Here is a 15,346-nt window from a genome sequence, read left to right as displayed (position 1 = left end):
CCTAGACCAACAGCACTGAACCCAGCACCAGCGTCACTACTATTTCCATAAGTTCAGAATACGATCGCTTAACTCGGTTGTAACTCATATGTTGCACCATTCTCAATAAGCTTTTTAGGAACAGGCTTTCCGGCCTGTTCCACAAGAAAATTCACTCTTTGTGGAACAGGCCGGAAAGCCTGTTCTTGAGAATGGTGCAATATCTCAGTTTTAACACGCTTTGCGATCGATACCTCCTGACTCCTGCTCAATAATGAATCCGTGTATCCGTGACTTCCCTGTCGTGCCTTTCTTCAACCACACCTAAAACTTGCCAAATGTCAAGGGATTCCATCGACTTTTCCCCACCTTAGCCACCAAGTCCCAAACAAGATGTACCGCCGGAAAAAATCCCCCAAATTTTTTGCCACAAACGGCCACATCGGTTGTAATATAGATGTAAGTCACAGCCCGTTAAAGTAATCAACCAACAATTAAGCCGCTCAATATATTCACGCTCCAACGAGCGATCAGTTGTATTGAGCGCGCCGCGCCTATTAAGGAGCGCTAAAAGCTCGTCACACACCCCAAATATTCAGCAAGAATCATGCCATCAAGAGCCGCCAACGATGTAGACGTAGCAGAGCAATATTGGCACTACCTAGAAGTATCCAAGCTTGCAACTATCTTAGAAACCAACCTGGAAAGCGGTTTAGAACCGACAGAAGCCAACCATCGCCAACAGAAATTCGGGCCCAACGAACTAACTGTTAAAGCAGGGAAACCAGCCTGGTTAAAATTTATACTGCAATTTAACCAACCCCTCCTGATCATCTTGCTGAGTGCAGGTTTAATCAAAGCAGTGATCGGAGAATGGCTAAACGCTAGCGTAATTTGGGGCGTAACCACCACCAACGCTACTATTAGTTTCATCCAAGAAGCTGGAGCCGAGAAAAAAATTGAAGCCCTAGCCCAAGCTGTCACCACAGAAGCCACAGTTATTCGGGGCGGCAAAAAATTAAGAATTCCCTCCAAAGAACTCGTAGTCGGGGACTTAGTAACCCTGACTTCCGGCGACAAAGTACCGGCAGACTTGCGCTTAGTGAAAGTCCGCGACTTGCAAATCGACGAATCGGGACTCACCGGGGAATCTGTTGCTGTCGAAAAAGAATTAGGACAATCTGGAGACTTGGTTCTGCCACAAGAAACGCCACTAGCAGAACGGGATAACATGGCCTATGCCGGCAGTTTTGTCACTTTTGGCCAAGCTAGCGGCATCGTAATTGCGATCGCCAATAAAACCGAAACCGGCAAAATCTCCCAACTATTAGATCGGCACATCGATCTCACCACCCCCTTAACCCGCAAATTCAACCAATTCAGTCAAAACTGGCTGTTATTCGTGTTGGGAATGGCAACCTTGACCTTCGCAGTCAGATTGGGCAGACCTGTCCCAGAGGGGGTTTCAGCCTTTAAAGAAGCAGTCGAACCCGCAGTCGCCCTGATTGTCGGCGCAATTCCCGAAGGCTTACCCGCCGTCATCACCGTCACCCTAGCCGTAGGCGTTTCCCGGATGGCAAATCGCCACGCGATCGTCCGCAAATTGCCCGCAGTGGAAACCCTCGGCGGCGCTACCGTCATCTGTTCCGACAAAACCGGAACTTTGACGGAAAACGAAATGACGGTGCAAGAAATCTATTCTGGCGGCGAATCCTACTCGGTTACGGGTACGGGATACAGCCCCGAAGGTGAAATTCAACTCAACCAACTGCCAATTACTGTCAGCCAAACTCCAACTTTGCAAGAATGTTTGCAAGCTGGACTCCTTTGCAACGACTCTCAGTTGGAATTCAAAGACGATAATTGGATAGTCGTCGGAGATCCGACAGAGGGAGCGTTAATTGCTGCAGGCAAAAAAGCTGATTTGAGCCAGCAAATTTTGTCCAAGTCAATGCAGCGGCTGGATTCAATTCCCTTTGAATCTCAGTTTCAATACATGGCGACGCTGCACCGAACTCCCACTGGCAAAATTTTGTACGTCAAAGGTTCAGTAGAATCAATTCTCGGCCGCTGCGGTTCCAGTCTCGACACTCAAGGAAATCCGGTAGAAGTCGATCGCGAACAAATCCACCACCAAGTCGATGAAATGGCAAAGCAAGGCTTGCGCGTCTTGGCTTTAGCGAAAAAGCCAGTACCGCAAAGCCAAAATTCCGTCGATCACTCGGATTTGGAGTCAGGGCTGGTTTTCTTGGGACTGCAAGGCATGATTGACCCGCCGCGGGCAGAAGCGATCGCAGCCGTCCAAGCTTGTCAAACCGCCGGCATCCAAGTCAAAATGATTACCGGCGACCACATCGCTACAGCCAAGGCGATCGCCCGCCGCATGGGATTCCGCAAAACTAAACACCACAGGGAACTTGTAGCCTACACCGGTGCTCAACTCGCCGCAATGAGCAAGCAGGAACTCGGCGAAGCCGTAGAAGCCGGCTCAGTTTTTGCCCGCGTCGCCCCAGAACAAAAACTCCGCCTCGTAGAAGCTTTGCAAAATCAAGGCGAAATCGTGGCGATGACGGGAGACGGCGTTAACGACGCGCCGGCGCTGAAACAAGCGGATATCGGGATTGCGATGGGCAGCGGTACTGAGGTTTCTAAGGAAGCCGCCGACATGATTCTTACCGATGATAACTTTGCGTCGATCGAATCTGCTGTCGAAGAAGGGCGATCGGTTTACAAAAATCTGCTCAAAGCAATCAGCTTCATTCTCCCAGTCAACGGCGGAGAATCGATGACAATTTTGCTCAGCACCCTCCTCGGTCGAGAATTGCCGATTTTGTCGCTACAAATTCTCTGGCTGAATATGCTCAACTCGATCACCATGACTGTGCCTCTGGCTTTCGAGCCCAAGTCAGCGGGAGTCATGAAACAGCAGCCCCGACCGGTCAACGAACCTTTCCTCACGGGAAATCGGATCAAGCGGATCATCGCTATTTCTCTTTACAACTGGACTCTGATTTTCGGAATGTTTGAATGGGTACGCCAAGCTCCTTGGGGAACCTTGGAACTGGCCCGCACGATGGCGATTCAAGCTTTGGTAATGGGGAGAATTTTTTACCTGTTGAGTCTCAGCCAGTTGTTGCCTTCTTTGATTGCTAAATTTAGCGGTTCTAAGGAAGAAGTTAGCGGTGCTCCCGCCCTCGGTGTGGGAATTGTCCTGGCGGTGATTTTGCAGATCATCTTTGCTAATTCTCCGTTTGTCAATCGCATATTTGAGACGGCTCCGATGAATCTGGATCAGTGGTTGATTTGCTTCGGCGTAGCCCTGCCGATGATCGGTGTTGCTCTCTCCGTCAACCGCTTTGACCCGCCCAACTAAGCTGCTGTACAAAAGTGCGATCGAACTTGGAGGTACTGCCACCGATTAGTAATTTCGGGTGTTGAGAAACCGGGTTTCTGGAAGAAACCGGGTTTCTCTGTTTTACACAAAATCGAACCTAAAAGCCCACGTCATATCATCTCCGGTAAATCACTTACGATTAAGCGCCAATTTTAGGCCAATACGCTTGGGCCCGAGCCCGATCGCCCCTAGCCCCCCGCATCGTTGCGGGGGGACAAGAACTTACTCTTTCGTCCCCCAACAACCAGGGGGAGTAGGGGGTATGCGAGGGGATCACGCCCGGAATAAGCAGTTTTAACCCAAGCGTATTGAATTTTAGTCCACCAATGAAAACCAGTTAACCCTTTGACAACACCCAAAGCGTAAAATGTTAATTATTTCTGTATAATAAACTACAATTAGCTTAAAAAAAATAGACATATATTAACAAAGTAAATGTGCAGTGGCTGCGATGTTGGCAACTTATTGACAAGAGATTTGAAGGCGGCCCGATCGGCCTTCGCTACAACCCTTACCCAGCAAGTCTTGGTTTGAACCAGTTTTGATAAGCCAACCAGAGCGCCCTTCCCAACGGTTCGTTATCGATAGGGCGATCCCAAAAGATTTACTTATCAAATGAATTTAATAATTGTTTTATAATTTGTGCAAGAGTAAGGTAGAGTTAATTATCAAGCCAAGAAAACGTGCGGCTCGCAAAAAGTGAGTTCACACAACTCGGCCGCTCGAAATATCGATAATCAAAAAAGTCAAATCAGCAGGGATAGTTTAAAGAATTATGCTAGCGATAAATCTTTTGCTCCCTCCTGCCAAGGAGCGCTCAAAACAGTTCGCTAAATTCCATTAGCGAACAGAAAAAAAGCGCCTTGATAAACTTCAGTGATGTCGTTACAGAAGATTATGAATTGCAGCGAGGCTAGACTATGACAAAATTTTCAGAGCAATTTTCTCGGCGTAAATTTATCGTTACAGCAGGTGCATCTGCAGTCAGTTCAATACTGCTCAAAGGGTGTTTGGGAAATCCTCCCGAACCGGGTGCTAGTGCTGGCGGTGAGGCCGCTGCTGGTGGCGGGGCAGTGCCGGTGGCAACCTCAGCAGTTGCAGTTGCCAACGAGAGAAGAGTAGAAGGAATTGAAAGCAGTAAAATTACATTGGGATACATCCCGATCGTGGAAGCAGCACCTTTAATCATTGCCCAAGAAAAAGGCTTTTTTGCCAAATACGGCATGACTGAGGTAACAGTTGCCAAGCAAGCCAACTGGGGATCGACCAGAGATAACGTAGAAATCGGATCTGCCGGGGGCGGCATTGACGGCGGCCAGTGGCAAATGCCGATGCCTTATCAAATTAGTCAAGGCCTGATCACCAAAAACAGCACCCCAATCCCGATGTATGTTCTGGCGCAGTTGAACACTCACGGAAATGGAATTGCGATCGCGGGCAAACACCAAGGCAAAGGCCTCGGACTCAAACTAGACCAAGCAGCCCAAGACTACATCAAAGGCCTAGCGAAAGCAGGCACTCCCTTCAAAGCAGCCTACACCTTCCCCAAGGCCAACCAAGACTTGTGGATTCGCTACTGGCTTGCAGCTAACGGCATCGATCCCGATACAGATGTCAGCTTGCTGACAGTGCCGGCCGCCCAAACCGTGGCCAACATGAAAACCGGAAGCATGGACGCTTTCAGCACCGGCGACCCCTGGCCTTTGCGGATTGTCAAAGAAAACATCGGCTTCATGTCAGCGCTAACTTCCGAAATCTGGAAAGCTCACCCAGAGGAATATCTCGCAATTCGCGGCGACTGGGTAGACAAGCATCCCAAAGCCACAGAAGCCGTGATAGCAGCAATCATCGAAGCGCAACAGTGGTGCGACAAGCCAGAAAATCGCCCCGAATTAGTTGCCATTCTTTCCGGCAAAAACTTCATTGACGTAAATCCGGCTGTTTTGGCGCCGCCCTTTGAAGGCAAGTATGTCATGGGCGATGGCAAACCCGACATCAACGACTTCAAGAGCAGCCCGCTGTACTGGAAAGATAGCGTCGGCAACGTTTCTTATCCCTACGCAAGTCATGATTTGTGGTTCATTACCGAAAGCGTTCGCTGGGGTTTCTTGCCAACAAAAACCTTGGCAGACAAAAAGACACTCATCGGTAAAGTCAACCGCGCCGATATCTGGAAGAAAGCAGCCAAATTAGCCGGAGTGGCTGATGCTGATATTCCGAAAAGTACGTCTCGCGGCATTGAGAAGTTCTTTGATGGCAAAGAATTCAACCCGGATCAGCCCGAAGCTTATCTGAGTAGTTTGGCGATTAAAAAAGTGTGATGGGTAAAAGCTTCCCATAATTTAGCCTCAAAAATTTAGTCTCGAAAGAAAACACCGCAGAAACAGAGGAGATAAGCAGGATGGCTGTAAGTACAAGTCGGAGAGGTAGAGTCGCTCCGCAAGCGGCGCTGGGCGAGTTTTGGAAGAAGAATTCCGCGAATATATTGCCGCCAATCTTGGGGGTACTTGGATTTCTGTTTGTTTGGCAATTCCTGTCAAGTTCTGGAATTATTAAATTGCCGGGGCCGACAAGCGTTTGGACAGATGAACGGACGCGGATTTTGCTGCTGTATCCTTTCATGAACTCCAAAACCTACGGAGTCGGACTATTTTGGCAGACTTTAGCTAGTTTGGAACGGGTGGCAAAAGGCTATACTCTCGCCGCGGCTGTGGGAATTGGCATGGGGGTTGTGGTAGGTACAAATCCTTTTCTAAATAAGGCTTTAGATCCGCTTTTTCAGTTTTTGCGGATGGTGGCTCCTTTGGCTTGGGTGCCGATCGCCCTGGCTGCACTGCAACAAAACGAACCTGCTGCTTTGTTCGTGATTTTTATCACTTCAGTTTGGCCGATTTTGATCAACACGGCTGAAGGTGTGCGCCAAATTCCAGACGACTATAACAACGTTGCGAAAGTGCTGCAACTTACTCGGAAAGAGTATTACCTCAATATCTTGTTTCCGTCGGCACTTCCTTACATCTTCACAGGATTGAGAATTGCGATCGGTTTGGCTTGGTTGGCAATTATCGCTGCGGAAATTGTGATGTCCGGGATTACAGGTATCGGCTTCTTTATTTGGAACGCTTACCAGCAAAACTACATCAGCGAAATTTTGTTAGCTGTAGTCTACATCGGGGCTGTTGGTTTGCTGCTCGATCGCATGATGGCTTGGTTGCAGCAAAAAATTGCTCCATCTCAAGGAAAATAGTTGTGCAAGTAACTCGCTAAATAATTTTGAGTTTTGAGTTGAAAGATTTGAGTTCAAAACTCGATATTTATATTTCAGGAAACTGCAATCTACACTGGGTTACGATATCAACAACAAGCGACAGTTAAAGCTAGCTGCTAATCAAGAAAGACTAGCAGCTAGCGAAATAACAAACCTACAAAAAAGGCAAGAAAATCATGTCTATTTTGATTGAAATAGAACAACTGGAAAAAGTATTTAATTTATCAGACGGCGGCACATACGTTGCTCTCAAAGGCATCGATCTGGAAATTGAAAAAGGCGAATTTATCTCCTTAATCGGACACTCCGGCTGCGGCAAATCTACGCTGCTAAATATGGTGGCAGGTTTGGATTTGCCGACAGAAGGATTGGTGACAATTGAAGGACAAAGAATCACCCAACCAGGCCCCGATCGCATGGTAGTATTCCAAAACTATTCCCTGCTACCTTGGCGGACGGTCAGAGAAAACATTACCCTAGCCGTAGACTCGGTAATGAGTGGCTTACCCAAAGCCGAACGCCTCGAAATCATTCAAAAACACATCGACATGGTGGGCTTAACTCCCCACGCCGAAAAACAACCTGCATTGCTATCAGGGGGACAAAAACAGCGCGTGGCGATCGCCCGTGCTCTGGCCCTGCGCCCCAAACTCTTACTTCTAGACGAACCCTTCGGCGCTTTGGACGCTTTGACTCGCGGCAACTTGCAAGAAAAGTTGATGGAAATTTGCCAAGAGTACGAAATCAGCGCCCTGATGGTAACGCACGACGTGGATGAGGCGGTGTTGCTGAGCGATCGCATCGTCATGCTCACCAACGGCCCAGAATCGAAGATAGGCGGGATTCTCGAAGTAGACATCCCCCGCCCCCGCAAGCGGATGGAAGTAGTCTCACACCCCAGCTACTACGCTCTACGTAGCGAAATGATTTACTTCCTCAACCAGCAGAAGCGCGTCAAAAAACTGCGGGCGCGGAAAGTACCGGCGATCGCCCGCCACGGCCTGGAAAAAGTCAACCTCGAACTCGGCTTTATTCCGCTGGCAGCCTGTGCTCCCCTCGCTGTCGCCAAAGAAAAAGGCTTTTTTGCCAAGCACGGCCTCGATGAAGTCCACCTCGTGCGGGAAACAAGCTGGCGCGGCATCGTAGACGGCATCGCCGCAGGTTACTTAGACGCAGCCCAAATGCCCTCTGGGATGGCGATGTGGTTGAGCTTGGGGGGGCACCAAGAGCAGCCGATTCCGACGGTTACAGCCCTCACCATGAGCCGCAATGGCAACGGAATTACCCTCGCGAGGCGCTTTTACGACCAAGGGATCTACACTCTGGCAGACTTTAAAAAAATGCTCCAGAGAACGCCCGCCCAAACGCACCGTATGGGCATCGTTCACCCTTCTTCGATGCACAACCTGTTGCTGCGTTACTGGCTGGCTTCCGGCGGGATTGACCCGGATCACGATGTGTTGCTGAAAAATATCCCACCGGCTCAGATGATCGTTGACTTGCAGGGCGGCACTATTGACGGTTTCTGCGTCGGCGAACCTTGGAACTTGCGGGCATCGATGGAAGGAGTCGGCTTTACGGTGGCTACAGATTTGGAACTGTGGCCGGGGCATCCGGGAAAAATTTTGGGGGTGCGGGAAGACTGGGCAAATGCTTATCCCAACACTCACATTGCTCTAGTCAAAGCTTTGCTCGAAGCTTGCAACTATTGCGCCGATCCAAGTCGCGCCGCCGAGGTTTCGGAAATTGTCGCGGGAAGGGAGTACGTCGCTACTGATAAGAGTTACATCCAACTCGGCGACCCCAAATCTTCTGCTTGCAACCTCGATACTCCGATGCGGGAATACGCCCACCACTTGTTTTCTGGAGAGGGGGTGAATCGCCCAAGCCGCACCGAACAACTCTGGCACATGGTGCAGATGGCGCGCTGGGGCGATACTGTGTTCCCGCGCAACTGGGTGGAAATTCTGGAGCGGGTGGTGCGAGTCGGTGCGTTCAGCACGGCGGCGCGAGAGCTGGGGATGGCTGATATTACTTACACTCGCGGTTCTCTCAGCTTGTTTGACGGCTCGGTGTTTAATGCTGACGATCCGATCGGCTATCTCAACAGTCTGGCGATTAAACGCGATTTCACGATGGCGGAAGTTGTACTTGATTCCGACCGTAGAGTTGCTTAAAGTGGTTTTCAGTAGGATGCAAACAGGGTAATTGCTAATTGTTTAGTTGCTCATTGCTAATGGCTAGTTAGTAATTCCTTCTTCCCTCTTCCTTCTTCCTTCTTCCTTCTTCCTTCACCTATAACCCACTAACAAGTTCCAAAATCATGCTCAACACCACTACGAACCAAACTCAAACCAAAAAGCAAGACAAGAAAGTAAAGGATCGCCGGAAGCCTTTTTTGGTGATGGAAAATGTTCACAAATCATACCCAAATGGTTACAGAGCTTTAGAAAACGTTAACTTGACTGTAGCTGAGGGAGAGTTTATTACGCTGATCGGACACTCGGGTTGTGGCAAGTCAACGCTGTTGAATATGGTGTCGGGTTTTAGCCATCCGACTCAAGGCAGCGTCAGAATTAGCGGGCAAAAAATTGAGAAGCCGGGCCCCGATCGCATGGTGGTGTTTCAGGGTTACGCTTTGTTGCCTTGGCGGACGGTGTTTGAAAATGTTTACCTTGCGGTTAATGCTGTATTTCCTGAGAAGTCGAAGGTCGAAAAAAATGCGATCGTCAACGAGCATTTGGCGATGGTGGGATTGACTGAAGCTGCTGAGAAAAGACCGCCGCAAATTTCGGGGGGGATGAAGCAGCGGGTTTCGATCGCCCGCGCTTTGGCAATTCGCCCGAAAGTGCTGATTTTAGACGAACCTTTTGGTGCTCTGGACGCAATTACTAAGGAGGAATTGCAAGAAGAGTTGCTGAAAATCTGGAACGATCACCGCTGTACGGTGTTGATGATTACTCACGACATTGATGAAGCGCTGTTTTTGGCCGATCGACTGGTGATGATGACTAACGGCCCGTCGGCGACAATCGGTGAAGTTTTGGAGATTCCTTTCCCGCGTCCGCGCGATCGGGTTCAAATGATGGAAGATCCGGAATACTACAATTTGCGGAACTACGCCCTAGATTTCCTGTTCCGTCGCTTTGCACACGATCACGATGCCTAATCGGTTGGGAAATCAAAGTTCAAGAGGAGAATTATGAGACTTCTCGAACAAGTTTAATTCTTGTGCGGAGTAGGGGTTGGGCATCCTGCCGGCCCAAGACGAGCTTTTTTGCAGAAGTCTATTGAAAAGTTTAAGCCCCAGTGTTCCCCGATGTCAGGGGAACATCGCTGCGGGCGCAATTTTCCCGATCCGGTTGGGTAAACTGAAGCTTAATGGTGGACGAGAAGTTTTTTCGGACGTTCGGATCTTTTTCCGATATTTTACGTCTACCAGCGAAGAGACCCGATTGCCTAGCTGTCGGTAAGCTGGCATGAATAGAGCCCACCTTCGATCGAGGGTGGGCTTCTTCTTGATGTTATTAACCGTTTGTGGGCGATCGGTGGTTGGTGCATTCCACCCTTGGAACTGGCACACTGCAGGAACGTTTATCGGTGTTTCATGGATTAAGGCTGTTTTCAATATAGCGGTTTTCAGTGGAGTGAAGTACAGACGATCGGGTAGGAAAACGGCTGATCCTAAGTCCGGCGCGGGGATTTGCGACTTTTAACCATTGGTATAAGAGTGATGATTGTAGCAAGACTTTTTTTAATTTGTATTACTCAGGTTTGCACGGAAAACTCCTCTGGGTCAATATCCCAATTTACCCAGCGAATTGCTTCTTTAGCAGATCGCACATCAGGCGGCACTCGCAAAACGTGAATGTGTCCCGTACTCGGACAAGTCATTTTTAACAAATAAACTGGCTTTGCATTACCCACCCGATCAAAATCAGCGTCAAACTCGATGCTTAATAAAGTGTATTCCTGCCAACTATCTAATTCTGTCACCGCTAATTCTTGAATTATGCGATCGTAAGTAATTCCCTGAATTAACGCGCGCCGAATTTCTGCATTCTGTTCCTTCAACACCCACTTAGGATCGCGAATTAAATAACTTACAATTTTAATTGTTATTGTGGGATGGGCGTCCCGCCCGTCCCACAATCTTGTGGAAGTTATTTAATTCTCATTCCTTAGACTGCGACTGGTGCGGGTGCAGGCTACCTTACCATTCGGGTAAAATCACGCCGTGATAGGCATAAATCGAAACACCGTCGGCCAATTGTACCGCTGGTGTTCCTTCGGCGTGCAAGCGGTGGTTGCTGTCATGGCACGACCTCCTTTAACTATATTTATAGCAATTTGAATTCACCAAAGTTTGCCAGCACATTGGTAGGGTGCGTCTGACACAAAAAATTTGTTTAAATCGAAACCATAGATTTATGACGCACCATACAAGTTGATTTAACTATTATATTATCCTTGAAATCGGGCAACCGAAACCCGATCGCGCCCTGCTTCTTTCGCCCGATAAAGCGACTCATCGGCGATCGCAATTAGCTCTCCCGGCTGCGACTTCGCCTCTGGAATGCAGCAAGCTACACCCAAACTCAGCGTCACATATTCGCTGACAGCAGACTTAGCGTGAGCTATGTGCAAACCCCGCACCTGTTGTGCGATCATTTCAGCTACGCAAGTGGCACCTTCAATATCCGTATTCGGCAAAACTACTACAAATTCTTCTCCACCGTAACGCGCTACTAAATCTGCCGCTCGTTTTACCGAATGCTGGATCACCGCCGCCACTTTCCGCAAACATTCATCCCCCGCTTGGTGACCATAAGTGTCGTTGTAAAGTTTGAAATAATCAATGTCGCACATAATCAAAGACAGCGGTGCTTCCTCCCTCGCCAAACGCCGCCATTCCGTATCGAGGTATTCATTAAAAGAGTGGCGGTTTCTTACCTCAGTCAAACTGTCGTAATTTGCCAAATAATGCAAGGCTCGATTCACTGTTTCTAACTGCTGTTTCTGCTGCAGCAACTGACGGTTGAGTTCCGCCAACTGCTGTTCGGCTGAGTGCGATCGCAACAAATTTCTCACCCTTGCGAGCAATTCCCTCTCGTCAAAAGGCTTAGAGATATAATCGTCAGCACCCGCATCCAAACTTTCGATCCGAGATTCCATCCCCGCTCGCGCTGTCAAAAAGATTACCGGAGTCGATTTCAATTCTGGCGTGTTCCGAATCTCCTTGAGCAAATCCAGCCCGTTTTGTCTGGGCATAACTTGGTCGCTAACAATCAAATTTGGCTGCAAACTTTTGGCTTTTTCTAAACCTTCAACCCCGTCACTCGCCACGGCGACACGATAGTACGGACTTAATAAAGTTTGGAGGTAAGCCAGCAGAAAATTGTTGTCTTCTACTACCAGCAACAGCGGTAATTCTCGGCTGTCACTTGTTAATTGTTCCAGATGATTTTTGTCGTCAAAACTGTTAGATTCCGGTAGCAGGGCCTGGGGTGTGGTCGTCCGGACATTTCCCGAACCCCACTCTCCAGAGCCGAACCCCGTCAGTCCAGCCAATTGGGCGATCGCGATCACCAACTGATTCGCTTCCACCGGCTTCGACAAATGCCTCTGAAACCCGGCCTCCAGCGCTTCGGCCGAATCTTCTTCCTCGATGCCTCCCGTCAGCGCCACGGCCGGCAGCAGTTCCCTGTGCTCGGACATTTCCATTGCTCTGATGCGGCGGATTAAATCGCAGCCGTCGGCTCCCGATACCGTCATATCGCTCACCAACACGTCGGGCCGCGACTGTTGCAACTCGGCCATCGCTTCGCAGGCGCTACCCACCGCTGTTACCTTGGCTCCAAATGCTTCGAGGCCTGTTTTGAGAAATTGCCGGATCTCGGTGCTGCTTTCCACCACCAGGACTTGCTTTCCCGCTAGGGGTTTGGAAACCGATCCGCGTCTGCTTTCCCTTTGGGCGATCGCAGCAGTGCGATCGTCGGGTGCATTTTCCTTGGCAATCGGTAGCAGCACCCCAAAGGTCGCCCCCTGACCGAGGCCGGGACTCGAAGCCCAAACACTTCCCCCGTGCAGTTCCACTAACTGCCGCACAATTGAGAGCCCGAGTCCCAGCCGATTTTGTTCCTTGTTCTGGAAGCTGTCTGCAGGGCGGAAGTAGTCAAAGATGTACGGCAGAAATTTGGGGTCGATGCCGCAACCGCTGTCGCTGACCCGAATCAAGACGCCCGACTCAGTAGCCTCGATCCGCACTTGAACTGGGTATGGTGTCGATTCTGGGGTGAATTTGATGGCGTTGGCAAGGAGGTTCCAGACTATTTGCTGCAAGCGTTCTGCATCTGCCAAAACGTAGCTGACGGCGGGGTCGAAATGTTTTTCTACGCGGAGGTTTTTAGCATCGGCGGCGGGACGGAGGGTGTCGATCGCAGATTCTATGAGAGACGGGAGGTGAACTTGGCCGAGGTTCAGGCACACTTTCCCTCGCAGCAGCCGCGAGAGGTCGAGGAGATTGTCTATTTGCCTGTTTTGTAATTTGGCGTTGCGCTCGATGATTTCCAAAGCGCGGCTGGTGGTGGCTTCGTTTAAATTGCGCGATCGAGCTAGCTGCGCCCATCCCAAAATCGCGCTGAGGGGCGATCGCAGTTCGTGGGAGGCGATCGCCAGAAATTCGTCTTTTGCCCGGTTGGCTTCGGCTTGGGCTGCTTCAACGGCTTTGCGATCGGTGATGTCGAATCCGATCGCCAAATACTGACAGGGTTTTCCCTTACAGTCCAACAGTGGAACTACTGCTGCGTACACCCAATAATCACTTCCATTCTTGGCTTTATTCTGAATATCTCCTTGCCAACTTTTACCTTTGGCAACAGTTGATAGCAGATTTTTGATGATTTCCGAAGATTTATATTCCGAATGGAGGATGCCGAAGTGGCAGCCGATTAGTTCGGCTTGGGAATAGTTGGATATGGAGCAAACTCGTTCGCTGACATAGTTAATAATTCCTCGCGCGTCAGTCCTCAGCGCCAGTGCCGATCGGTCGATCGCTCCTTTAAAATCTAAACATTCTTGTAGCGACGAATCTAGTTCTTTTGTCGTAGAAAATTGACCGAGCCGATCGGACGCGTTGTGTTGCTGGCGATCGGGCTTATCCTTACTCCGTTGTTGGATTTCCATTGCTTCTATTTTCCCCTGACGGCTGACACCTAATCTACTCGCATCCTGATTCATTATCACAATTTTCTTTCCCGCACCTGCGGGTGTAATATTTTGTATCTCTTCATCTTCCTGAAAAATTGGCAGGCACCACTTCCACTCGGGAGTCACCTCAATTGTTGTTTATAGTTGGCTAAAGTTTGTCAATCTGAGGACTGATTTTTCATATCTAGCCGATCATCGGCTGCTGGCTCATTTTTTTTTATCTTTTATCTTTTATATTTTACTAGGGGGAATCACGGAGAAATTTATGGTGTAGAGCACACACCGACAGTTGCATTGTTGTTTGAAACGGATATCATAACCGTCAACTTTTTTCTCACAATTACTCCTAGTATCTGGCACAAAGTCTCGTCTTCGGCAGGCTTTCGCGTCTGTGGCATTCTGCCTCATCTGCACTGAAGGAGATATATGTGCAGGGCTAGACAGTTCCCAAATCAGGGGCGGGTTTGGGTGCACGAAGTCCCTATCTGGCGATCGTCCGTAACTTCTTTTAAATTATTTTCTTCAACATCTTGACAGGTCTGTATATTTTTTGTATTATCAAATGTAATATGCTTTCCGAGAATAGAATCGGCAAACTGCCTAGACGCACTCAACTATTAACAATCTGAGGAAAATCGTCTGTGAATTTAGACGCTGTACGCGAGCAATTTGAACAAAGAGCTTTGATTATGACCAAGAATTTCAAAGGTGGTACCCGCCACGTGATTTATCAGTGGAATCAATCCCAAATCGAAAATCGAAAATCAGAAGAGCCCCCGCATTTATCCGTGGGGTCGCCTCTAAAATCTAAAATCTAAAATCTAAAATCGATTGACGGCTTAATTCCCCGCCTCATTCCGCGCTATGGCGAGCAACACGATGTAATATTGCAGTTAATCCCTTCTGAAACTAATGCTAACATAAAAGTTCTGGATTTAGGTGCGGGAACTGGCATACTGTCGGCTATGATTCTGCAAGCATTTCCTCAAGCAAAAGTCCTAGCCTTTGACATGGCCAAGAATATGCTGAAAACTTGCCAAACTAACTTGTCCGCTTTCCGAGAACGGCTGACCTTGCAGCAAGGAAACTTTGCCAAAGATGATTTCGGCAGCGGTTACGATTTGGTAGTTTCAGGGTTGGCAATCCACCACCTCGACAGCGCAGGCAAACAACAGCTATTTCACAAACTTTTCCACTCCATGAATCCAGGGGGAATCTTGCTAATTCGAGATATTGTGACAGGTGCTACTCCCCGGCTGACTGAGCAATACGAACAGTTGTGGCGGCAGTACATGAAAGCTAACGGAGAAGACGATGCAGCCTGGTTCCAAAAATATCGAGAAGAAGATATTCCCTCCTCTGTGGAAGAGCAGACAAAGTGGCTTGCAGAAGCTGGTTTGGCCGACGTAGGATGTCACTGGCGCTATCTCAACTTTGCTATTTTTGGCGGAGTTATCCCAAGGTAGAAGGCATTCGGCAGAATGCAGAGTTTTTGA

The 15,346-nt window shown here is 49.0% G+C and carries 7 protein-coding genes and 1 pseudogene; 6 read left to right on the top strand and 2 right to left on the bottom strand.

Annotation, left to right across the window (positions count from 1 at the left end; genetic code table 11):
- The first annotated feature begins 586 nt into the window (after positions 1-586).
- From QUB35_RS13745 to QUB35_RS13725, 5 genes are all read left to right on the top strand, one after another.
- On the top strand, positions 587-3,352 hold the full coding sequence (locus QUB35_RS13745; protein WP_333142431.1) for an HAD-IC family P-type ATPase: 2,766 nt from the start codon (positions 587-589) through the stop codon (positions 3,350-3,352).
- A gap of 941 nt (positions 3,353-4,293) precedes the next feature.
- Positions 4,294-5,694, top strand: a complete 1,401-nt coding sequence (locus tag QUB35_RS13740; RefSeq protein ID WP_333142430.1) for a CmpA/NrtA family ABC transporter substrate-binding protein — start codon at positions 4,294-4,296, stop codon at positions 5,692-5,694.
- A gap of 80 nt (positions 5,695-5,774) precedes the next feature.
- A complete protein-coding gene (ntrB, locus tag QUB35_RS13735) occupies positions 5,775-6,620 on the top strand; it encodes a nitrate ABC transporter permease (protein ID WP_333142429.1) in 846 nt (281 codons plus the stop codon).
- Positions 6,621-6,817: 197 nt separating this feature from the next.
- Positions 6,818-8,818 carry a nitrate ABC transporter ATP-binding protein gene (locus QUB35_RS13730; RefSeq protein ID WP_333142428.1) on the top strand — a complete coding sequence of 667 codons (2,001 nt, stop codon included), beginning with the start codon at positions 6,818-6,820 and terminating at the stop codon, positions 8,816-8,818.
- A 146-nt stretch (positions 8,819-8,964) separates the two neighbouring features.
- Positions 8,965-9,810, top strand: coding sequence for a nitrate ABC transporter ATP-binding protein (locus QUB35_RS13725; RefSeq protein ID WP_333142427.1), 846 nt, complete (start codon positions 8,965-8,967; stop codon positions 9,808-9,810).
- Between the two features lie 599 nt (positions 9,811-10,409).
- Here QUB35_RS13725 and QUB35_RS13720 read toward each other — a convergent pair.
- Together QUB35_RS13720 and QUB35_RS13715 are read right to left on the bottom strand one after the other, a co-directional pair.
- Positions 10,410-10,956: pseudogene (locus QUB35_RS13720) on the bottom strand (DUF6745 domain-containing protein); the annotation flags it as partial.
- Between the two features lie 149 nt (positions 10,957-11,105).
- A complete protein-coding gene (locus tag QUB35_RS13715; RefSeq protein ID WP_333142426.1) occupies positions 11,106-13,976 on the bottom strand; it encodes a diguanylate cyclase in 2,871 nt (956 codons plus the stop codon).
- A 761-nt stretch (positions 13,977-14,737) separates the two neighbouring features.
- On the opposite strand from QUB35_RS13715, the gene QUB35_RS13710 reads away from it, so the two are divergent.
- Entirely contained in the window at positions 14,738-15,316 is a 579-nt protein-coding gene (locus tag QUB35_RS13710; RefSeq protein ID WP_333142425.1) for a class I SAM-dependent methyltransferase, read from the top strand.
- Positions 15,317-15,346 lie beyond the last annotated feature (30 nt).

Origin of the sequence: Microcoleus sp. B13-B6, from assembly GCF_036705405.1 — a bacterium.
Classification (GTDB): domain Bacteria; phylum Cyanobacteriota; class Cyanobacteriia; order Cyanobacteriales; family Microcoleaceae; genus Microcoleus.
This window is presented reverse-complemented; position numbering and strand designations above follow the sequence as displayed.